Origin of the sequence: Leclercia sp. LSNIH8, from assembly GCF_002920195.1 — a bacterium.
In the GTDB taxonomy this organism is placed as follows: domain Bacteria; phylum Pseudomonadota; class Gammaproteobacteria; order Enterobacterales; family Enterobacteriaceae; genus Enterobacter.
The window spans coordinates 230617-252359 of sequence record NZ_PQJY01000001.1; the positions used below are offsets into that span (position 1 = coordinate 230617).

General features: G+C 57.9%; 18 protein-coding genes and 1 tRNA gene. 12 read left to right on the top strand and 7 right to left on the bottom strand.

Annotated features, from left to right (window positions below):
• Positions 1–495, bottom strand: coding sequence for a peptidylprolyl isomerase B (gene ppiB / locus C3406_RS01105; RefSeq protein WP_020685026.1), 495 nt, complete (start codon positions 493–495; stop codon positions 1–3).
• Between the two features lie 172 nt (positions 496–667).
• Between ppiB and cysS the strand changes: the two genes are divergently transcribed.
• A complete protein-coding gene (gene cysS, locus C3406_RS01110; RefSeq protein WP_103824097.1) occupies positions 668–2053 on the top strand; it encodes a cysteine--tRNA ligase in 1386 nt (461 codons plus the stop codon).
• 81 nt (positions 2054–2134) lie between these two features.
• On the opposite strand, the gene C3406_RS01115 is transcribed toward cysS, so the two are convergent.
• The 5 genes from C3406_RS01115 to folD form a co-directional block, all read right to left on the bottom strand.
• A complete protein-coding gene (locus tag C3406_RS01115) occupies positions 2135–2656 on the bottom strand; it encodes a metal-dependent hydrolase (protein WP_103824098.1) in 522 nt (173 codons plus the stop codon).
• A gap of 72 nt (positions 2657–2728) precedes the next feature.
• On the bottom strand, positions 2729–3745 hold the full coding sequence (gene malI, locus C3406_RS01120; protein ID WP_103824099.1) for a Mal regulon transcriptional regulator MalI: 1017 nt from the start codon (positions 3743–3745) through the stop codon (positions 2729–2731).
• Positions 3746–3819: 74 nt separating this feature from the next.
• Entirely contained in the window at positions 3820–5319 is a 1500-nt protein-coding gene (locus tag C3406_RS01125; RefSeq protein ID WP_103826473.1) for a PTS transporter subunit EIIC, read from the bottom strand.
• A 282-nt stretch (positions 5320–5601) separates the two neighbouring features.
• On the bottom strand, positions 5602–5814 hold the full coding sequence (gene ybcJ, locus C3406_RS01130; protein WP_023334767.1) for a ribosome-associated protein YbcJ: 213 nt from the start codon (positions 5812–5814) through the stop codon (positions 5602–5604).
• A gap of 1 nt (position 5815) precedes the next feature.
• Positions 5816–6682, bottom strand: a complete 867-nt coding sequence (gene folD / locus C3406_RS01135) for a bifunctional methylenetetrahydrofolate dehydrogenase/methenyltetrahydrofolate cyclohydrolase FolD (RefSeq protein ID WP_103824101.1) — start codon at positions 6680–6682, stop codon at positions 5816–5818.
• Between the two features lie 220 nt (positions 6683–6902).
• Between folD and C3406_RS01140 the strand changes: the two genes are divergently transcribed.
• The 11 genes from C3406_RS01140 (at position 6903) to C3406_RS01190 (ending at position 20476) form a co-directional block, all read left to right on the top strand.
• Positions 6903–6979, top strand: a tRNA-Arg gene (locus tag C3406_RS01140).
• Positions 6980–7340: 361 nt separating this feature from the next.
• Positions 7341–7685, top strand: a complete 345-nt coding sequence (gene yajD / locus C3406_RS01145) for an HNH nuclease YajD (protein ID WP_103824102.1) — start codon at positions 7341–7343, stop codon at positions 7683–7685.
• Positions 7686–7805: 120 nt separating this feature from the next.
• Positions 7806–8609 (top strand): hypothetical protein, encoded by an 804-nt coding sequence (locus C3406_RS26750; RefSeq protein ID WP_146052356.1) that lies wholly within the window; start codon positions 7806–7808, stop codon positions 8607–8609.
• 267 nt (positions 8610–8876) lie between these two features.
• The gene (locus tag C3406_RS01155; RefSeq protein ID WP_103824104.1) at positions 8877–9959 is read left to right on the top strand and encodes a YncE family protein; all 1083 of its coding nucleotides are present in this window, start codon (positions 8877–8879) and stop codon (positions 9957–9959) included.
• A 65-nt stretch (positions 9960–10024) separates the two neighbouring features.
• On the top strand, positions 10025–12211 hold the full coding sequence (locus C3406_RS01160; protein WP_103824105.1) for a TonB-dependent receptor: 2187 nt from the start codon (positions 10025–10027) through the stop codon (positions 12209–12211).
• Between the two features lie 119 nt (positions 12212–12330).
• Positions 12331–14304, top strand: coding sequence for a PhoX family protein (locus C3406_RS01165; protein ID WP_103824106.1), 1974 nt, complete (start codon positions 12331–12333; stop codon positions 14302–14304).
• A 103-nt stretch (positions 14305–14407) separates the two neighbouring features.
• A complete protein-coding gene (gene pheP / locus C3406_RS01170) occupies positions 14408–15796 on the top strand; it encodes a phenylalanine transporter (protein ID WP_103824107.1) in 1389 nt (462 codons plus the stop codon).
• A 216-nt stretch (positions 15797–16012) separates the two neighbouring features.
• Positions 16013–17251 carry an MFS transporter gene (locus C3406_RS01175; protein WP_103181038.1) on the top strand — a complete coding sequence of 413 codons (1239 nt, stop codon included), beginning with the start codon at positions 16013–16015 and terminating at the stop codon, positions 17249–17251.
• Between the two features lie 14 nt (positions 17252–17265).
• Positions 17266–18291, top strand: coding sequence for a sugar phosphate isomerase/epimerase family protein (locus C3406_RS01180; RefSeq protein WP_103824108.1), 1026 nt, complete (start codon positions 17266–17268; stop codon positions 18289–18291).
• Positions 18284–19426 carry a Gfo/Idh/MocA family protein gene (locus C3406_RS01185; protein ID WP_103824109.1) on the top strand — a complete coding sequence of 381 codons (1143 nt, stop codon included), beginning with the start codon at positions 18284–18286 and terminating at the stop codon, positions 19424–19426. Before C3406_RS01180 ends, C3406_RS01185 begins: the two co-directional genes overlap by 8 nt.
• A 75-nt stretch (positions 19427–19501) precedes the next feature.
• Positions 19502–20476, top strand: a complete 975-nt coding sequence (locus C3406_RS01190) for a LacI family DNA-binding transcriptional regulator (protein ID WP_103178554.1) — start codon at positions 19502–19504, stop codon at positions 20474–20476.
• 1 nt (position 20477) lies between these two features.
• On the opposite strand, the gene C3406_RS01195 is transcribed toward C3406_RS01190, so the two are convergent.
• A complete protein-coding gene (locus C3406_RS01195) occupies positions 20478–21722 on the bottom strand; it encodes a mechanosensitive ion channel family protein (protein WP_103824110.1) in 1245 nt (414 codons plus the stop codon).
• Between the last annotated feature and the right edge of the window lie 21 nt (positions 21723–21743).

Genomic DNA, 21743 nt, shown 5'->3' on the forward strand with positions numbered 1-21743 from the left:
TTATTCGCTGACGGTCACGCTTGTGATTACAACGTCTTCTTTTGGAACGTCCTGGTGCATGCCGCTGCGGCCGGTAGAAACGGCTTTGATCTTGTCAACCACGTCCATACCTTCAACCACTTCTGCAAACACGCAGTAGCCCCAACCCTGCAGGCTTTCGCCAGAGAAGTTCAGGAAGTCGTTGTCTGCTACGTTAATGAAGAACTGCGCGGTGGCAGAGTGTGGCGCCTGAGTACGGGCCATTGCCAGGGTACCGCGGGTGTTTTTCAGACCGTTATTAGCTTCGTTTTTGATCGCCTCTTTGGTCTCTTTCTGTTTCATGCCAGGTTCAAAACCGCCGCCCTGGATCATAAAGCCGTTAATGACACGGTGGAAAATGGTGTTGTTGTAGAAACCTTCGCGGCAGTAGTCCAGGAAGTTTTTAACTGTTTCAGGCGCTTTGTCATCAAAGGTTTTGATTACGATATCGCCATGATTAGTGTGGAAAGTAACCATTTTTGCATCCTGTTCCGTTATAGTGGTGCTTCGACCCCGCCTGGGGCCACAATAAGCGCTTGTTATAGCATAACCTCACGACGCGATCACCTTGCATTGCGTGCTGCTTCGGGTTTGAATTACCATTAGAATATGCTGTTTTCACCCACACACGTCTCACATGGAATCTTCGATGTTAAAAATCTTCAACACACTGACGCGCCAAAAAGAGGAATTCAAACCTATTCATGCCGGAGAAGTAGGCATGTACGTGTGTGGTATTACCGTTTACGATCTCTGTCATATCGGCCATGGCCGTACTTTTGTTGCCTTCGACGTGGTGTCGCGCTATCTGCGCTTCCTTGGGTACAACCTTAAGTATGTACGCAATATCACCGATATCGACGACAAAATTATCAAACGCGCGAATGAAAATGGGGAAAACTTCGTCGATTTAGTCGATCGTATGATTGGCGAAATGCACAAGGATTTCGACGCGCTGAATATTCTGCGCCCGGACATGGAGCCGCGCGCGACGCACCATATCCCTGAGATCATTGAGATCACCGAACAACTGATTGCTAAAGGCCACGCCTACGTGGCGGACAACGGCGACGTGATGTTCGACGTGCCGACCGATCCGCACTACGGTCAGCTCTCCCGCCAGGATCTGGATCAGCTCCTGGCCGGGGCGCGCGTGGACGTGGTTGAGGTTAAACGCAACCCGATGGACTTCGTGCTGTGGAAGATGTCCAAAGAGGGTGAGCCAAGCTGGCCATCCCCGTGGGGCGCGGGCCGTCCGGGCTGGCACATTGAGTGTTCGGCCATGAACTGCAAACAGCTGGGTAACCATTTCGATATTCACGGTGGCGGTTCTGACCTGATGTTCCCGCATCATGAAAACGAAATTGCCCAGTCCACCTGCGCCCACGACGGCGAGTATGTGAACTACTGGATGCACTCCGGGATGGTGATGATTGACCGCGAGAAGATGTCCAAATCGCTGGGCAACTTCTTCACCGTGCGTGACGTGCTGAAGTATTACGATGCCGAAACCATCCGCTACTTCCTGATGTCCGGCCACTATCGCAGCCAGCTGAACTACAGCGAAGAGAACCTCAAGCAGGCGCGTTCTGCCCTGGAGCGTCTCTACACCGCCCTGCGCGGGACCGACACCTCCGTGGCGGCTGCGGGCGGCGAGGCGTTTGAAGCCCGCTTTATCGAGGCGATGAATGACGACTTCAACACCCCGGAAGCCTACTCTGTGCTGTTCGATATGGCGCGTGAAGTGAACCGTCTGAAAGGGGAAGATGCGCATGCGGCTAATGCGCTGGCCTCTCATATGCGTAAACTGTCTGGCGTACTGGGTCTGCTGGAGCAGGCGCCGGAAGCGTTCCTGCAGAGCGGTGCGCAGACGGATGGCGGAGAAGTAGCTGAAATTGAAGCGTTAATCAAGGCGCGTCTGGAAGCGCGTCAGGCGAAAGACTGGGCCGCGGCCGATGCCGCGCGTAACCGTCTCACCGAGATGGGCATCATCCTGGAAGATGGCCCGCAGGGCACCACCTGGCGCCGTAAGTAAGTCCATCATGTCCGGCGGCGCATCGCTTGCCGGACATGGGTTTTTGTAGGCCGGGTAAGGCGCAGCCGCCACCCGGCTTTTTTAACGCCGCTTCCACCATAACAAACCCATCACGATAACCCCCGGCAGCCACACCCACAGCAGTTCCGAGATAATCACCTGATGCCCGTAGGGCGTGGTGTAACGCGAGAGCGCAAAAGGCGCGACCTTGATCACCTGCCACGGTGCAAAGAAACGTTCATCCGACCACGGCCACAGCCAGCCGACCCCTTTCCCGCCCGTCGTCACCGAATCCAGCAGGCTGTGCGACAGCAGCGACACGGTTAAAAACAGCCAGCAGCGCACCAGTCCCGCCCGGAACCATCGTCGCCCGACCAGCACGCAGAGTAATGGCACCACAAAGGCAAAGAGCAGCGAGTGGGTAAACCCGCGATGGCCAAAAATATTGCCGTAGGCGACGCCAAACTTAAACGCGAGTACGTCGGCATCCGGCAGCATGGCGAGAACGATCCCGGCGAACAGCAGGCGAGGGGGGATCACCCGGCTGCCCAGCCCTAAGCCGAGGCAAACCGGCACAGCAGCGTGGGTAATAATGGTTGGCATAAAGATTATCCATGGCAAATCATGGAAATATAGCAGAGCGCGGCTTAACGCAGAGCCGGGCGTAAATCTGAATTATGCCGATTCCCGGGCGACGAGCTGCCCGGAGAGAGTAATGCGCTGGGTTTGCAGCTCAGGCTCTTTTAGCTGGCGGATCATTAACCCCGCCGCCTGACGCCCCGTCTCTTCGCTGGCGGATGAGACATAGGTAAAGGACGGGGAGGTGAGGTTAACGTGCAGCATATCCTCAAACCCCACCAGCGCCACCTGCTGGGTAAGAAAGACATCTTTCCCCACGGTGCGCCCGACATGATGAATGCCGGAGATGGAGCCGATCATCGCATCCGGGGAGTGGCAGAGCAGGGCGGTGATAGTGTTGTTCTTCTCCAGTAACTGACGGGTGGCGAAACTCACCGCCTGAGTATCGTCGCTGCAGACGGGGGCGAATTCATCGCGGAACACCAGCCCGTTTTGCGTCATCGCGCTGCGAAAACCGAGCAACCGCTGCTCGCGGATTAAGTCGCCTTCCCGGCCACCGATATAGGCGATATTGCGATGGCCCCGCTCAATGAGATAGCGGGTCGCCAGATGCGCCGCCTGGCGGTTATCGCGCATTACCAGATTGCAGGTTTCGTTGAGCAGCGACTGGGAGACCGCCACCAGCGGCAGCGGGCACTGGCGGATCAGTGCGGGCAGGGTGGCCTGCCGGGCGCTGGAGGAGAGGTAGATCACCCCGGCGACGCCCTGCTGCTTAAAGGAGAGCAGGCAGCGCTCAAGATGCTCACCGTCGTTCAGCGGCTGGCCGAGAAAGACCATATACCCCTGCTTTTCCAGCTCCTGGACGATGCTTGCCATCACCTTGATGGAAAAGCTGTCGCTGAAATCGCGCAGGATCAGGCCGATAAGGTTGGAGGTGTTGGCGCGAAGATTGGCGGCGGCCACGTTATGCACGTAGCCCAGGGCGGTGATGGCGGCGTGGACTTTTTCGATCGTCGCCTCTGAGATCTTTCCTTTCTGACGCAGAACCAGCGAGACGGTAGAGACCGAAACCCCTGCCTCTCTGGCGACATCAATGATGCTGACCTTCTTCACATCTTCTCCCTGAAATGCCTGATAAGACAACGCCTCCCGTAAGAGTACAGGAGACGTGTCGGACAGGCAGCTTATTATTTACCGATTAGGGTGGACATCGTCTGGACGATAAACTGCGCCCGGGCGCCAAAGATAACCTGAATGCCGGAGTCACCGACGAAGACCACGCCGCGTGCGCCGAGGCCGTTCAGACCGTCTTTGTCCACCACATCGCTCTTCGCCACTTCCAGACGCAGGCGGGTGATGCAGGAGCCGACAGAGTTGATGTTCTGCGCGCCGCCCAGCAGGCCGATGATTTCGTTAGCGATTTCGGTATCGGTTTTATCGTCCGCATTGGCCGTCACTTCAGTGCGGCCCGGCGTTTTCACGTCGAAACGACGGATCACAAAGCGGAAGGTGAAGTAGTAAATCAGCGCCATCGGGACACCGATGATAATGGCGTTGAGGAAGTTGGTCTGGTAGCCGTTGAACGACGGCAGGATCCCGAACGACAGGTAGTCGATAAAGCCCGCAGAGAAGGACTTGGCGATATGCGCATGCAGCAGGTACATGGTCATGTAGGCCAGGCCCGCCATGATGGCGTTAAAGACGTAGAGGATCGGCGTCACGAAGATAAAGGTGAACTCCACCGGCTCGGTGATCCCGGTCAGAAAGCAGGTTAGCGCCGCAGAGAAGAGAATACCGGCGGCAATCTTTTTGTTTTTGGTGTGCGCTTCGTGGTACATCGCCAGACAGGCCGCAGGCAGTGCGAACAGCATCAGCGGGAACTCGCCCTGCATGAATTTACCGGCGTTCTGGTAGGTATCGCTGCTGAAGGATTTCACCCCTTCTTCCAGCATCTTGAACCAGATGGTCTGGTCGCCGTGGATCACCTGGCCCGCCTGGGTGGTGTAATCCCCGAACGAGTACCAGAACGACGGATACCAGATATGGTGCAGACCCAGCGGGATCAGCGCACGCTCCACCAGACCAAAGATAAAGGTCGAGGCCGCCTGGTTATCACCGTTAACGATCACCGACAGCGCGTCGATACCGGCCTGGATATGCTGCCAGACGTACGGCAGCAGGAGCCCCATCACAAATGAGAGGAACGCCGTGGCGATCGCCACAAAACGCTTTCCGGAGAAGAAGCCGAGGAACTCCGGCAGCTGCATGGTGTGGAAGCGGTTATAGCACCACGCGGCGAGGATCCCGCACAGCAGGCCGCCAAAGACGCCCATCTGCAGGGTCGGGATGCCCACCACCATGGCGTACTTGCCGCCCTGGGAGGCCATCTCCGGCGTAATGCCGAGCACGGTGCCAATGGTGATGTTAGTGACAAACACCGCCACCGCTGCCGACAGCGCGGCGATACCCGATTCTGACGCCAGGCCGACGGCAGAGCCGATGGCAAACAGCATCGGCAGGTTATCAAAAATGACGCCGCCCGCGTTCATCATCAACGGCAGGTGGAATTTATCGCCGAAAGCCAGCAGCAGGCCCGCAGCGGGAAGCAGCGAGATCGGCAGCATTAATGCGCGACCAATCATCGACAGTTTCGACAGCGATTTAACAAACCCTGATATCAGACTCATGCTGATTTCCCCCGAGTGCACTCTGTGAGCGCTGTTATAGTGAGTAGAACGTTTTAGTAGAACGTTCTACTTATCGTGATGAAAGGGTGAAATCCGCGCAACTGAATTCTCACCTTTTAACAGATGAAATAGTGATTATTTGAAGTTGATCGATAATTAACCGTGATGGTCGTGGGGGAATAGTGAAGAGAATTGCCGGGTGGCGGCTGGCGCCTTACCCGGCCTACAGACAGAGCCCGTACGTAGGCCCGGCAAGCGCAGCGCCGCCGGGCATCAGACGGCTCAGGCCGTTACAGTCACGCTCTGGCCTTCAAAACTGACGGTCTGTCCGGCCACGATCTTGCAGCGCTTGCGGGTTTCCACCACGCCATCAACTTTGACCAGACCGTCAGCAATGACGATCTTCGCCTGGGCACCGCTCTCGCTCCAGCCTTCGAGCTTCAGCAGATCGCACAGCTCAACATGCGGGTGTTTACCTAATGAAAATGTCGCCATCTTACGCTTCCTCTACGTCGTGATACTCAACGCATGCTTGTAAAGTATTCTGAATCAGTGTTGCAACGGTCATCGGACCTACGCCGCCCGGAACCGGGGTGATATAAGAGGCACGGGCGGCGGCATCGTCAAACACCACGTCGCCGACCACTTTGCCGCTCTCCAGACGGTTAATCCCCACGTCCACCACAATGGCGCCTTCCTTGATCCACTCGCCCGGGATAAAGCCCGGCTTGCCGACCGCCACGATCAGCAGGTCAGCATTTTCGACGTGCTGGCGCAGGTTTTTAGTAAAGCGGTGGGTCACAGTGGTGGTGCAGCCAGCCAGCAGCAGCTCCATGCTCATCGGGCGACCGACGATATTGGACGCGCCAATCACCACGGCGTTCAGGCCGTAGGTGTCGATGTTATAACGCTCCAGCAGGGTCACAATGCCGCGCGGCGTACAGGGACGCAGGCGAGGCGCGCGCTGGCACAGGCGGCCCACGTTGTACGGGTGGAAGCCGTCCACATCTTTGTCTGGCGCGATACGTTCCAGTACTTTCACGTTATCAATGCCCGCAGGCAGCGGCAGCTGAACCAGAATGCCGTCGATTGCTTTATCGGCGTTCAGGGTATCGATCAGCTCAAGCAGCTCTGCTTCCGAGGTAGTTTCCGGCAGATCGTAGGAGCGGGAGAGAAAGCCGACCTCTTCGCACGCTTTGCGTTTGCTGCCGACATAAATTTGTGAAGCCGGGTTGCTGCCGACTAGCACAACCGCCAGCCCAGGGGCGCGTTTTCCTGCGGCCAGACGTGCTGCCACTTTTTCCGCAACCTCAGAGCGCACCTGCTGCGCAATCGTTTTACCGTCAATAATCTTTGCTGCCATCAGAGAGAAGATTCCGTCTGTAAGGAGTGAAAGGGGGGATGAGCATATTTTGTCAGAAGCGCGCGCTGCTGTCAGTCACACTTTGCGGATTTTCCTGTTAAGCGGCGCTAAGGAGGGGCATGGGTATGAACTGAAAGAGGATTGTACTAAAATCAATTGACTCAACCGGAGTTGACCGTATAATTCCACGCGCTTCACCACTGCGAAGTTTCTTCTCTGTGCGCCCTTAGCTCAGTTGGATAGAGCAACGGCCTTCTAAGCCGTAGGTCAAAGGTTCGAATCCTTTAGGGCGTGCCATTCAAAATCAATAAGTTACGACAAATCTCCCACCTCACCAATAAATCACGCCGGGTAAATTGCCGTGTATGTTTCCTGCCCCTAAAATCCCACCACTAAGCATCAGCTTCACACACAATATTTAACCTACTCACGAATAGCTAATATTCTGTATCCACTCCCCTCTTAAATCTGCTTTCCTAAAAGTGACCCAATCTTTCGGGGGCTGCTGTACGCATACGCGAGGGGCTGGCTGAAGAAACCGCGGCGAATGACCAGAAAACGGTTTACAAAATCGCGCGAAACCTCGTTTAACCTTCGGTTCCATTCTGCGATATAGTAGCGGCATTCTCGTCTCACCTTCTGACAGGTAACACCGGCAATGGCTCTGATCCCCAAAAACTACGCGCGGCTGGAAAGCGGCTACCGTGAGAAAGCCCTCAAAATCTATCCCTGGGTATGCGGACGCTGCTCGCGGGAGTTTGTCTATTCAAACCTGCGTGAACTGACGGTTCACCATATCGATCATGACCACACCAATAACCCGGAGGATGGCAGTAACTGGGAGCTGCTGTGCCTGTTCTGCCACGACCACGAGCATTCGAAGTACACCGAAGCCGACATGTACGGAACCACCGTGGTGGCGGGTGAGGATGCGCAAAAGGATGTGGGAACAGCCACCTACAACCCGTTTGCCGATCTGAAATCGATGCTCAACAAAAAATAATTCATGTCGTGCCCAGGCCGGGCAAGCGACGCGAACCCGGCAACGCCCGAACAGATAACGGGTGAGTATTCAGAGGAAATGATGTCCGGTATTGCGCATTACTATGTCCAGCAGCAGAGCATGAACACGCAGCAAGTGGCGACGCTATCGGCTCAGACCGCATCTTCAGGGGCGTCACAGACCAGCGTCCCGGCCTCTTTTCAGCAGGTATCCCACGCATCGCAACCGATCGTTTCGCAGCCTGCTATCCCGACGCTCAATTCCGCTGATACCCGCCAGACCTCCGTTGCCGCAACGCCCGCCTCGTTTGGTCAGCTGGATCAGTACGCCCGTATCCAGGGCTGGAGTGAGAAGCAAATCGCGCTGATGAACCGCCTGTCTGAGTACAAAAACAGCCGCTCCGGTCCCGCCTGGAGGGCGCCAGGCGCAGGCGTTCGCGGGATTCGCAATAACAACCCCGGCAATCTGGAAGCCAGCTGGGCATTTAGCTGGCTGGGGCAGAATGGCACTGACGGGCGTTTCGCCACCTTTGCCACCCCCGAACACGGGATACGCGCGCTGGGGGTCAACCTGCTCTCCTACCAGCGACGCGGGCTGGATACCATCAGCAAAATTATCTCCCGCTGGGCGCCACCGCAGGATAACAACGATACCACCGCCTATATCCAGAATGTCAGCCAGGCGCTCGGCGTCTCGCCCACCACCCGGCTGGATGTGACCTCGCCTAACATATTACGCGCCCTCAGTAAGGCGATTATTCGTCAGGAAAACGGCAATGTGCCGTTTTCGGATGAGGTCATCAACAGCGGCGTCTTTTCGGCGCTGGGGATGACGGAGCTGTCTGGCGCCCAGCCTGCGGTGTTGAAAAGCATGCCGGTTGACGAACAGCACTCCCCCTTTGTGTTGCAGGCCCGCAAAGAGTAACCCGCGCTCATCTCCCTTTTTACTTTGTTGCCCCTGTTTACACTTGATCATATAAAGATAATGAGTATAGTTCTCATTCTCTTTAGTGTTTGCGGGTGCACAGAAACTTTTCCGCAAGAGCAGTGAGCGCAGATCTCACATGGAACACTGAGTGTTAATGGTGACTCTGCACGGGGCGTAAGCTCCGATATCACAACCATAATCGCAACACTTATGCGACGCAGACGTCCACCGCAAATTCGATTTGTACGGTAAAGGATGCTCCTGATGTCAAAGAAATTTTCTACCCTGGCGCTGCTGGTGGCTGTCTCTCTCAGCGGCTGTGCTGCACAGCACACTGCCACAACCCAACCTGCTGCTGATATCCCGAAACCTGCTGCCCCGGCGCAGACCAACCTCGTAAAACGCGATCTGGCTGACGGCCTGTACGAAATGGTCCTGAGCCCGAAAGAGGATGCGCTGTATGTTGCCAGCTCGGAGGGTTTCAAGGATGTGCAGGGCGGGGTGGTCTACAAGCTCGATCCGGCGACCCTCAAAACCACCGGTCGCAGCCATACCGATCTGAAAAACTTCGCGCTCGCTATCTCCCCGGACGGCAAAACGGTCTATGCCACTAACTCGCTGGACGGCGGGATCAGCGCCATCAGCACTGAAGACGGCAAAGTTAAAAAACGTCTGCTGTTTACCGAGCGCAATAAAGAGGGCTATCCGTACGGCGCGCGTCAGGTGCTGCTGCATAACGACCTACTCTATATCGGCGGAGTGGGCGATCCAGCGGTCATGTGGGTGGTGGATGCGAAGACCCTGACGCTGAAAAAAACCATCAAAAACGCCGGGCAGTGGGTGACCGGCCTGTTGTGGTCTGAACAAACCGGGCGTCTCTACGTGGCCAACGGCGGCGGCGAAATTCTGATTATTGACCCCCGCAGCAACCGCATCGAAAAACGCTGGAAGCCGCTTGGCGATAAACCGGCGCTGCTGCTCAACCTGGCGGAGGATCCCGCCACCGGTCGCCTGTTTGTCACCGACAACTCCAAAGCCAAAACCACGCTGGTGCTGGATATCCGCAGCGGAGAACTCATCAAACAGCTCGACGTGGGCGACTCGCTGGCGGTGAAGTTCAATGCTAAACGCAACGAGCTGTACATCACCCAGCGCGAAAGCGGCAAGCTGCTGAGCCTGGATGCCACCACCTATGCAGTGAAGCAGAGCTGGGATCTGCCGCCAAACCCGAACAGCCTGCTGCTGTCGGCGGATGGTCAGACCCTGTACGTCACCGTTAAACAGCCGTTCAACAAAGATCACTCCACCAACGGGCCGGACAGCGTGGTACGTATCGCCCTGAAATAGTCTTTTTTTATAACAATCAAGGCCCGGCAACGGGCCATTTTGCGCGCACGTTGAAAGAGTTAATCATGAACCACACCAGAAAAATGAATAAAACGCTGCTGGCCCTCGCCATCGGCACCATCGCCCATTCCGCCGTCGCGGCGGAGAACAAAAAAGAAGAGACCCTCGTGGTGCAGGCCGCTGCCAGCGATTTTAAACCCGGCGGCGACCAGCTGGTGCCAGCCTTCCTGGACGGACAGGTGGCAAACGGCGGGCGCATGGGGATGCTCGGGCAGCAAAATGCCATGGACGTGCCGTTTAACATCATCAGTTACACCTCGAAGCTGGTGGAAGATCAGCAGGCGCGCACCATAGCCGACGTGGTGGCTAACGATGCGGGCGTCCAGTCCGTGCAGGGCTATGGCAACAGCGCGGAGAGCTATCGCATTCGCGGCCTGAAGTTCGACGGGGATGATATGACCTTCGGTGGACTCTCCGGGGTGCTGCCGCGTCAGGTGGTGGACGCGCAGATGGTGGAGCGCATTGAGATCTTCAAAGGCGCCAACTCCCTGATGAACGGCGCGGCCAGCTCCGGCGTGGGCGGGATGATCAACCTTGAGCCGAAACATGCAGGCGCCACGCCGCAGGCGAAAGTGGGCGTGGACTACACCTCGGATTCCCAGATTGGCACCACCCTGGATGCCGGACGTCGCTTCGGTGACAACGACCAGTTTGGCGCCCGCGTCAACGTGGTTCACCGGGAAGGGGAAGCGCCGGTCGCCAACGACCGCCGTCGCACCACGCTGCTCTCCACCGGTCTGGACTATGCGGGCGATAACTTCCGCAGTTCCGTGGATCTGGGTTATCAGAAGAAAACCTTCCACGGCTCAGAAACCGGGGTCAACGTCTCCGCCGTGGATTTTGTACCGGAGCCGCCGAAAAACGATCGCAACTACTCCCAGAAATGGGCCTACAGCAATATCGAAAACGAATTCGGCATGTGGCGCAGCGAGTATGACATCACCGATAACTGGACCGCCTATACCGGTCTCGGTGCCCAGCACGCCCATGAAGAGGGGCTCTACAGCGGCGCGAAGCTGGTGGACAAGAGCGGCAAAGCCACCGCGTCCCGTCTGGATACCAACCGCCTCAGCGACAGCGTGAGCGGCATGGCGGGCATTCGCGGTAACTTCGATACCGGCTTTGTCTCGCACAAGGTGAACGTCGGCTACTCGGCGATGACCAAAAACGAGAAAATTGCGTGGAAGATGTCGGCCGCGAAAGATAACCCGGTCACCAACATCTACCACAACACCGGCGTGGATGCGCCGCCGAGCACCAACTTCAACGGCTCAGGCGGCAACTATAGCGATCCGCTGACCAGCGGCCGCACCCGCACTCAGGGCTGGTTGCTGAGCGACACCCTCGGCGTGCTGGACGATAAACTGCTGTTTACCGTCGGCGCCCGTCATCAGAAGGTGGTGATCCGCGGCTATAACAAAATCACCGGGGCGGAAAATGCGGCTGACAGCTTCGATGGCGACCGCTGGATGCCTACCTACGGTGTGGTCTACAAGCCGTGGGAGACGGTGTCACTCTATGCTAACCACACCGAGGCGTTGCAGCCGGGTAAAACCGCGCCAAACACCGCCATCAACTACGGTCAGAGCACCGGTATCGTCCACTCGAAACAGAACGAAGTGGGGGTGAAGGCCGATTTCGGTCGCGTGGGCGGCTCGCTGGCGCTGTTTGAGATCAAAATGCCGTCCGCCATTCTCGACAGCCAGACCAAATACTACGGTCTGGATGCCGAACAGCGTAACCGCGGTGTGGAGCTGAACATCTTTGGCGAGCCGATGCTGGGCCTGCGTCTGAACGCCAGCGCCACCTGGCTGCAGGCGGAGCTGACCAAAACCAACAACGGCGTTAACCAGGGCAACGACGCGATTGGCGTGCCGAACTTCTACGGCGTGCTGGGGGCCGAGTATGACATCAAACCCGTCGATGGCCTGACCGCCACCGCCCGGGTGAACCACTCTGGCTCGCAGTATGCGGATCTCGCCAACAGCAAGAAGCTGGATAGCTACACCACGCTGGATCTGGGTGTGCGTTACCGCTTCGCGGTGAACAATGACCAGAACCAGATGACCGTTCGCGCCGGGATCGAAAACGTCACCGATGAGAACTACTGGGCAAGCGTGGATGACAGCGGCACCTACCTCTTCCAGGGTGAGCCGCGCACCTTTAAGGTTTCTGTCGGCTACGAGTTCTGAGTTCGTTCCTTGTTATCGGGGCAGGGATGCCCCATCGTCCGACTGTTATAAAAATGTAATCAATTGTTCTTATAGTGTTCCCACTTTATCGTTTCTTAGCCAAAAGAAAGGAAGCCATCGTGGGTAAACCTCTTAAGTCCGTATTCAAAAAAGAACATCGTGACGATGTCAGCAATCCCAGCGCTAACCCGGTATTTTCCAGCGTGGCGGAGATGTTTCTCTCCCGCCGTCGCTTCCTGCAGATGGGCGCCGTAGCCGGTGCCGCCGCCTCTTTCCCGTTCCTGCTCAAGCCTGAAAGCGCCCTTGCGGCGGTTTCACAGCCTTCCGCCCTGAGCAAGGCGGTTTCGCTCGGCTTTACCAGCATTCCGGTCTCCACCGACGACACGGTCAGGGTGCCCGAGGGCTATATTGCCCAGCCTTTCTACCGCTGGGGCGATGCCACCGGCATCAAAGGCGCCATGCCGGCATTCAAATTTGACGCCAGCAACACCACCGACGAGCAGGCGGCCCAGGCGGGCATGCACCATGACGGTATGGCGTGGTTCAGCCTACCGCAGGGGGAGGAGAACCCCGGCCACGGCCTGCTGGCGATGAACCATGAGTATATCGACAACGGGATGCTCTTTACCGACGGCACCGCCAACTGGAGCCTGGACAAAGCGCGTAAAGGCCAAAACGCGATGGGCGTGTCGGTTATCGAAGTGAAAAAGAACGGCAGTGACTGGGAAGTGGTTCGCCCCTCCAGCTTCGCCCGCCGCATCACGGTCAACACCCCGATGCAGATCACCGGCCCGGCGCGTCAGCAGGATTTAATGAAAACCGCCGCCGATCCGCAGGGCGAGCGGGTGCTCGGCACCATGCAGAACTGCGCCAACGGCCACACCCCGTGGGGGACTTATCTCACCTGCGAAGAGAACTGGTCAGATATTTTTGTTAAGAAAGGCGAGCGGAACGCGCTGGAGAAGCGCTACGGCATCAGCGACAGCGATGAGTCCTACCGCTGGAGCGAAGTGGACGACCGCTTCAACGTGGATAAAACCCCTAACGAGCCCAACCGCTTTGGCTGGGTGGTTGAGATCGACCCCTATAATCCGGACTCCACGCCGCGCAAGCACACCGCGTTAGGGCGCTTCAAGCATGAAGGCGCCGCTGTCACTCTGGCCGCCGATAAGCGCGTGGTCACCTACATGGGCGACGACCAGAAGTTTGAGTACATCTACAAATTTGTCTCCGACAATAAATATAACCCGGCGGATCGCGATGCCAACATGCAGCTGCTGACCACCGGCACGCTCTACGTCGCCCGCTTCAACGACGACGGCTCCGGCGAGTGGCTGCCGCTGGTCTTCGGCCAGAACGGGCTTGATAAGAGCAAGGGCTTCGAAAGCCAGGGCGATCTGCTGATCAAAACCCGTCTGGCGGCGGATGCGGTGGGCGCGACCAAAATGGATCGCCCTGAGTGGATCGCGGTCGATCCCCACAGCAGCGGCAGCGTCTACTGCACCCTGACCAACAACAGCGATCGCGGTAAAGAGGGCAAAGCGCCGGTGGATGCGGCCAACCCGCGGGCCAATAACACCTTCGGCCACATCATGCACTGGCTCGAAGAGGGGAACGATCCTGCGGCCCTGCGCTTCAAATGGGATATTCTGGTGCTGGCCGGACGCACGGACACGACGGATGAAAAGGCGAAGGGCAGCATGAAGGGGGCCGAATTCGGCAGCCCGGACGGCCTGTCGTTCGACCATCAGGGCGTGCTCTGGATCCAGACTGACGTCTCCTCCAGCACCATTAACAAGAAAGCCTACGAGGGGATGGGCAATAACCAGATGGTGGCGACCATTCCGGGCACCAACGAGTATCGCCGCTTCCTGACGGGCCCGCGCGGCTGCGAAATTACCGGTATCGCCTTCACCCCGGACAATCGCACGCTGTTTATCAATATTCAGCATCCGGGTGAGGGTGGGGACGACATTACCGACCCGGCAAACCCGCGCGCCGTCTCCAACTGGCCGGACAACAACCCGAACGGACGTCCTCGCGCGTCAACGGTCGTCATCACCAAAGCGGACGGCGGTATCATCGGTTCGTGATCCCCTCCCGCCGGGCAGCAGCCGTTGCCCGGCGTTTAACTTGCTCCTGTCTGCCTGAAGTGTTAAAAGGTGCCCCTTCCTCAAAAAGAGACAGGGCCAGGCCGTGAGAAACGCCTCATCCGCTTCAGACAAAAGTACTGCTGAAGCCGCGTCGGAACAGACACCGACGCTCCATCGTGGTTTACAAAATCGACATATTCAACTTATCGCTCTCGGTGGCGCTATCGGCACCGGACTGTTCCTCGGCATCGGGCCCGCCATTCAGATGGCCGGCCCCGCCGTGCTGCTGGGCTATGCCATTGCGGGCATGATCGCCTTTCTGATCATGCGCCAGCTCGGTGAGATGGTGGTTGAAGAGCCGGTCTCCGGCTCCTTTGCCCATTTCGCCTACAAATACTGGGGCCCTTTTGCGGGCTTCCTGTCGGGCTGGAACTACTGGGTGATGTTCGTGCTGGTGGGCATGGCGGAGCTGACCGCCGCGGGCATCTATATGCAGTACTGGCTCCCGGACGTACCCACCTGGGTCTGGGCCGCAGCGTTCTTCATCATCATTAACGCCGTCAACCTGGTGAACGTGCGCCTGTATGGCGAGACGGAGTTCTGGTTTGCCCTGATCAAGGTGCTGGCAATTATCGGCATGATCGGTTTTGGCCTGTGGATGCTCTTCTCCGGACACGGCGGCGAGCGGGCAACTATCGACAACCTGTGGCAGCACGGCGGCTTCCTCGCCACCGGCTGGAAAGGGCTGGTGCTGTCGCTGGCGGTGATCATGTTCTCCTTTGGCGGACTGGAGCTTATCGGCATTACCGCCGCCGAAGCCCGCGATCCGCACAAGAGCATCCCGAAAGCGGTCAACCAGGTGGTCTACCGTATTCTGCTGTTCTATATCGGCTCGCTGGTCGTCCTGCTGGCGCTCTACCCGTGGGTGGAAGTGAAGTCCGACAGCAGCCCGTTCGTGATGATTTTCCACGATCTGATCAGCAACCTGGTGGCATCGGCGCTTAACTTCGTGATTCTGGTGGCCTCGCTGTCGGTCTATAACAGCGGCGTCTACTCCAACAGCCGGATGCTCTTTGGTCTCTCCGTGCAGGGCAACGCGCCGAAGTTCCTGACCCGCGTCAGCCGTCGCGGCGTGCCGGTCAATTCGCTGCTGCTCTCCGGAGGCATTACCTCGCTGGTGGTGCTGATCAACTACCTGCTGCCGCACGAAGCCTTTGGCCTGCTGATGGCGCTGGTGGTGGCAACGCTGCTGCTGAACTGGATCATGATCTGTCTGGCCCACCTGCGTTTTCGCGCAGCGATGCGTCGCAAAGGGCGCGAGACGCAGTTCAAAGCGCTGCTCTACCCGGCGGGTAACTATCTCTGTATCGCCTTCCTGGCGATGATCCTGGTGCTGATGTGCACCATGGACGGCATGCGCACCTCGGCGATCCTGCTCCCGGTGTGGATTGTCTTCCTGTTTGCGGCGTTTAAACTCTCCCGCAAAAAGTAGTGCGGTTTCTGCCCGGCGGCGCTGCGCTTGCCGGGCCTACGATGCTGTAGGCCGGGTAAGCGAAGCCGCCACCCGGCACCCCCGCGCACCCCACTTCACCTTTATCGTGACCCCTCTCGCACTTCTTAACCGATCCCCAGGATCTTTATTTTGTAATCGATTACTTTTTATTTGATGCGGTTTGTAATCGATTACTTTTTAAGGGTGGGGCTTATCATGGTGTCGACAACTGAAAGTAGTGGAAAGGTGACAGGGGAGTACCGGCTGCTGGTACCGCGCCTCTCCCTAATGATGTTCCTGCAATTTTTTATCTGGGGTAGCTGGTCGGTAACGCTCGGTCTGGTGATGACCCAGCACAACATGTCACTGCTGATTGGCGATGCCTTCTCTGCCGGGCCGATCGCCTCTATTTTATCGCCGTTTGTGCTCGGGATGCTGGTGGACCGCTTCTTCGCCTCGCAGAAGGTGATGGCGGTGATGCACCTGGCCGGGGCGGCGATCCTGTGGTTCGTGCCGGGGGCGCTGATCGCGGAGAACGGCGCGCTGCTAATCGGCCTGCTGTTTGGCTACACGCTTTGCTACATGCCAACCCTGGCGCTGACCAATAACATCGCTTTCCACAGCCTGGCGAACGTCGACAAGACCTTCCCGGTGGTCCGCGTGTTTGGCACCATCGGCTGGATTGTGGCGGGGATCTTTATCGGCGTTACCGGCGTGGCCGCAAGCATCACCATCTTCCACGTGGCGGCGGCCAGCTCCGTCCTGCTGGCACTCTACAGCCTGACGCTGCCGCACACGCCTGCCCCGGCCAAAGGGATGCCAGTGAAGGTGCGCGATCTCTTCTGCGCCGACGCTTTCGCCCTGCTGAAAACCCGTCACTTCTTTATCTTCTGCCTGTGCGCGATGCTGATCTCCGTCCCGCTCGGCACCTACTACGCTTATACCGCCTCTTACCTGGCGGATGCCGGGATCGCGGATGTCAGTACCGCCATGTCCTTCGGCCAGATGTCCGAAATCTTCTTTATGCTGGTGATCCCGCTGCTGTTCCGCCGTCTGGGTGTTAAATACATGCTGCTGATCGGCATGCTGGCGTGGTTTGTCCGCTACGCGATGTTTGCCCTGGGGGTAAGTGAAGAGGGGCGCATTCTGCTCTATCTCGGCATCCTGCTGCATGGCGTCTGCTATGACTTCTTCTTTGTGGTGGGCTTTATCTATACCGACCGCGTGGCGGGCGAAAAGGTCAAAGGCCAGGCGCAGAGCATGATCGTGATGTTCACTTACGGTATCGGCATGCTGCTGGGCTCGCAAATTTCCGGCGCGCTCTACAACCGCCTGGTCGCGGGGCAGGCCGTGCCACAGGCGTGGGTAACATTCTGGTGGATCCCGGCGGTAGCTGCTGCCGTGATTGCACTCGTTTTCCTTGTCTCGTTCAAATATGACGATGACAAGGCGTAATTTCTGGAGGTGGTATGAGGACGATTAAAGGCCCGGGTATTTTTCTGTCGCAGTTTATCGGGGCACAACCCCCGTTCAACACCCTCGACGGGCTGGCCGGTTGGGCGGCGGAAAAGGGCTACAAAGCGCTGCAAATGCCCTGCAACCATAAAGCGATTTTTGACGTCGAGCAGGCGGCAGAAAGCCAGACCTACTGCGACGAGATAAGCGGCAGGCTGGCGGAAAAAGGGCTGGTCATTAGCGAGCTCTCCACCCATCTGGAGGGGCAGCTTATCGCGGTCAATCCGGTCTACGACGAGGCGTTCGATAACTTCGCTCCTCCGGCGGTGCGCGGTAACGCCAGCGCCCGCCAGGCCTGGGCGACCGATACCGTGAAAAAGGCGGCGGTCGCCTCGGCACGGCTCGGTTTAACCGCCCACGCCACCTTCTCAGGATCGCTGGCCTGGCCGTTTATCTATCCCTGGCCGCCACATAACGAGACGCGTTTTGCGGAGGCGTTCAGCGAACTGGCCCGCCGCTGGCGACCCATTCTGGATGCGTTCGATGAGCAGGGGGTTAACGTCTGCTATGAAATTCATCCCGGAGAAGATCTGCACGACGGCGTCACCTTCGAGCGTTTTCTGGCGCTGGTAGACAACCACCCGCGCTGTAACATGCTTTACGACCCAAGCCACCTGCTGTTGCAGCAGATCGATTATCTGACCTGGATCGATCACTACCACACCCGCATCAAGGCGTTTCACGTTAAGGATGCCGAATTCCGTCCCAACGGGCGCAGCGGGGTGTATGGCGGCTATCAGAGCTGGATCAACCGCGCCGGACGCTTCCGTTCGCCGGGGGACGGGCAGATCGACTTTAAGGGCATCTTCAGCAAGCTGACCCAGTACGACTACGACGGCTGGGCGGTGCTGGAGTGGGAGTGCTGCCTGAAAGATGGCGAAACCGGGGCGCGGGAAGGGCGCGAGTTTATCTCCCGCCACATTATCCCGGTATCCGATCGGGCATTTGATGATTTCGCCGCAGGAGAGCGTGATGATTAACGTCGGCATTATCGGCAGCGGCTTTATCGGCCCGGCGCATATCGAAGCCCTGCGCCGCCTGGGGTTTGTGCAGGTGGTCGCCCTCTGCGATGGCTCGCTGGAACAGGCGCAAGAGAAAGCCCGGGCGCTGAATATTCCCCGCGCTTACGACAGCGTGGAGGCACTGCTGGCGCACCCGGAGCTGCACGTAGTGCACAACTGCACCCCTAACCATCTGCATGCGGCGATCAACCGCCAGATCCTGCGTGCCGGTAAACATGTTTTCTCTGAAAAGCCGCTGTGCATGACGCCAGAAGAGGCCCGGGAGCTGGTCACGCTGGCGGAACAGGCGGGGGTGATACACGGCGTGAGCTTTGTCTACCGTCAGTTTGCGATGGTGCGCCAGGCGGCGAGCATGGTGGCGCAGGGCTCCCTCGGACGGCTCTTTGCCGCCCACGGCAGCTATCTGCAGGACTGGATGCTGCTGGAAACCGACTACAACTGGCGGGTCGATGCGGCGCTCGGGGGCGCATCGCGGGCGGTGGCCGATATCGGTTCCCACTGGTGCGACACCATTCAGTTCCTGACCGGGCTGCGCATCACCGAAGTGATGGCCGACCTCGCTATCGTCTGGCCGACCCGCAAGGCGAACGTCGCCGGTACTCCGACCTTCAGCCAGGCGGGCGATGCGGTATATGAAGACAAACCCGTCACCACCGAGGATTTCGGCTCGGTGCTGTTCCGCTTCGACGATGGCAGTAAGGGCAGCTTTACCGTCTCGCAGGTGAGCGCCGGACGCAAAAACCGCCTCAGCCTTGAGGTGAACGGCAGCGTTTGTTCCGTGGCCTGGGATCAGGAGGTGCCGCAGCAGCTCTGGGTAGGCCATCGGGCGCAGGCCAATCAGACGCTGACGGACGATCCGGGCCTGATGAACCGGGATGTGGCGAACAGCGCCCACTTCCCGGGCGGCCATATCGAAGGCTGGCCGGACGCCTTTAAAAATATGATGGCGCACTTTTATCAGGCGGTACAGGCGGGCAGGATGCCGGAGAAGCCGGTGTTCGCTACCTTCCATGATGGGGCGAGCGTCATGTATATCATTGATGCGATAGTTAAAAGCCATCAGCAGCAGCGCTGGGTCGCTGTCGCGCAGTAACACGTTGCCCGGTGCGCCGGGCAGCCCATTTATGGTAGCCTGCTGCAAACGCAAACTGCAGGATCACTCGTCGCTATGTCAATTCAGAAAATCGCCCAACTGGCGGGCGTCTCGGTGGCGACGGTATCGCGCGTGCTGAATAACAGCGATACCGTCAAAGCCAAAAACCGCGATCGCGTCTTGCAGGCGATTAAAGAGGCGAACTATCAGCCCAATCTTCTGGCCCGCCAGCTGCGCACGGCGCGTAGCTATATGGTGCTGGTGATGGTCTCCAACATTGCCAACCCGTTCTGCGCCGAGGTGGTGAAGGGCATTGAGGAGCAGGCGGAGAAAAACGGCTACCGCATTCTGCTGTGCAACTCCGGCTCCGATATTGAACGCTCCCGCTCGGGGCTCAGCCTGCTCTCCGGCAAAATGGTCGACGGCATTATCACCATGGATGCCTTCACCCGCCTCCCCGAACTGGCGGCACTCATCGGCGATGCCCCCTGGGTACAGTGCGCCGAATACGCCGATGCGGGGGCGGTCTCCTGTGTGGGGATCAATGATGTGGACGCCTCCCAGCATGTGGTCAGCCGCCTGGCTGACGGCGGGCGACAGCGGATTGCGCTTATCAACCACGACCTGAGCTACAAATATGCCCGCCTGCGCGAGCGGGGCTATAAAAGCGTGCTGCATCTGCGCGACCTGGCGTATCAGGCGGTAGAGTATGCGAGCGATCTGAGCGCGGCGGCCGGAATGACGGCGATGAGCAAACTGCTGGCAACAGAGCCGCGCCCGGATGCGGTATTTGCGGTCTCCGATACCCTGGCCGCGGGAGCGTTACGTGCTATCGAAAAGGCCGGGCTGCGCGTGCCGGAAGATATCGCGGTGGTGGGTTTCGATGGCACCGAGCTGTCGGAGATGGTCTCGCTGACCACCATTGAACAGCCATCGCGGGATATCGGGCGCAAGGCGGTCGATTTGCTGCTGAACAAAATCGACAACCCCGATGCGCCCACGGAGCGGGTGATGATGAACTGGCGCTTTATTTCCCGCGCCAGCACCTGAGTTATTTTGCCAGCACGCCGGCCAGGGAGCGAATATCGTTTCCGGTCGGCGACTGGTGAATACGCAGGCCAAATTCATCGATCACCGCAAAAATATGGTCGAAAATATCGGCCTGAATCGCCTCATATTCTGCCCAGATGACGGTGTTGGTAAACGCATAGATTTCAATCGGCAGGCCGTTGGCGTCCGGCGCTAACTGGCGCACCATTAACGTCATATCCTGGCGAATACGCGGATGGTTGCGCAGATATTCATTCAGATAGGCGCGGAAGGTACCAATATTGGTCATTTTGCGCAGGTTCAGCACTGATTCACCTTCCCCGTTTTGCTGATTCCACAGGGTGATTTCCTCATGGCGCGTGGCCATATAGGGCTTGAGCAGCTTCGCCTGAATCAGCCGCTGCTGTTCCTGTTCGTCGAGGAAATGGATGCTGGTGGTATCAATATTCAGGCTGCGCTTAATCCGTCGTCCGCCGGAAGCTGACATCCCGCTCCAGTTGATAAAAGCGTCGGAAACCAGCGCCCAGGTCGGGATGGTTGTAATGGTGTTATCAAAATTACGCACCTTGACGGTGGTCAGGCCAATATCGGTTACCGTGCCGTTCGCGCCATATTTCGGCATCTCCAGCCAGTCGCCGAGCTTGAGCATATCGTTGGCCGAGAGCTGAATGCCCGCCACCAGCCCGAGAATGGGATCTTTAAACACCAGCATCAGCACCGCCGCCATTGCGCCGAGGCCGCTAATCAGAATGGCCGGGGACTGACCAATCAGCAGGGAGATAATCAGGATCCCCACCAGAATGGCGCTCACCAGCTTGATCCCCTGGAAGATGCCTTTCAGCGGCAGCTGGGAGGCGGTGGCCATTTTTTGCGACAGGTTGAATATCACGTCCAGCAGCGAGAAGAACGCCAGCAGGGCGTAAATCATCACCCACAGCTTCGCGCAGGTGGTTAATATCTCTGCCGCGTCGCTGCCTTTTTGCAGCCACAATACCGCCTGCACGTTGACGATGATCCCCTGCAGGGTAAAGGCCAGACGGTGAAATAATTTATTCTGGGTGATGATTTGCAGCCATAAATGGCTGCTGGCCCGGGCGCGTTTCTCGAAGGCCCGCAATACCACTTTGTGCAGAATAAAGTGAATAATCAGTGCAGTAAGAAAAATAATTCCAAAGATAATCACGAGGGAAGTGGTGTGATTAATTTCAATTCCTGACTCTTCGACCAGGGAAATAAACTCCTGCATAACATCTCCTGTATTAAAGCA

Coding starts and splice junctions, on each gene's coding strand:
- yajD (WP_103824102.1), top strand. CDS start 7,341: ATGGCTCTGATCCCCAAAAACTACGCGCGGCTGGAAAGCGGCTACCGT.
- ybcJ (WP_023334767.1), bottom strand. CDS start 5,814: ATGGCGACATTTTCATTAGGTAAACACCCGCATGTTGAGCTGTGCGAT.
- C3406_RS01185 (WP_103824109.1), top strand. CDS start 18,284: ATGATTAACGTCGGCATTATCGGCAGCGGCTTTATCGGCCCGGCGCAT.
- ppiB (WP_020685026.1), bottom strand. CDS start 495: ATGGTTACTTTCCACACTAATCATGGCGATATCGTAATCAAAACCTTT.
- C3406_RS26750 (WP_146052356.1), top strand. CDS start 7,806: ATGAACACGCAGCAAGTGGCGACGCTATCGGCTCAGACCGCATCTTCA.
- C3406_RS01155 (WP_103824104.1), top strand. CDS start 8,877: ATGTCAAAGAAATTTTCTACCCTGGCGCTGCTGGTGGCTGTCTCTCTC.
- C3406_RS01175 (WP_103181038.1), top strand. CDS start 16,013: ATGGTGTCGACAACTGAAAGTAGTGGAAAGGTGACAGGGGAGTACCGG.
- C3406_RS01115 (WP_103824098.1), bottom strand. CDS start 2,656: ATGCCAACCATTATTACCCACGCTGCTGTGCCGGTTTGCCTCGGCTTA.
- C3406_RS01195 (WP_103824110.1), bottom strand. CDS start 21,722: ATGCAGGAGTTTATTTCCCTGGTCGAAGAGTCAGGAATTGAAATTAAT.
- C3406_RS01160 (WP_103824105.1), top strand. CDS start 10,025: ATGAACCACACCAGAAAAATGAATAAAACGCTGCTGGCCCTCGCCATC.
- C3406_RS01180 (WP_103824108.1), top strand. CDS start 17,266: ATGAGGACGATTAAAGGCCCGGGTATTTTTCTGTCGCAGTTTATCGGG.
- C3406_RS01125 (WP_103826473.1), bottom strand. CDS start 5,319: ATGAGTCTGATATCAGGGTTTGTTAAATCGCTGTCGAAACTGTCGATG.
- folD (WP_103824101.1), bottom strand. CDS start 6,682: ATGGCAGCAAAGATTATTGACGGTAAAACGATTGCGCAGCAGGTGCGC.
- C3406_RS01190 (WP_103178554.1), top strand. CDS start 19,502: ATGTCAATTCAGAAAATCGCCCAACTGGCGGGCGTCTCGGTGGCGACG.
- cysS (WP_103824097.1), top strand. CDS start 668: ATGTTAAAAATCTTCAACACACTGACGCGCCAAAAAGAGGAATTCAAA.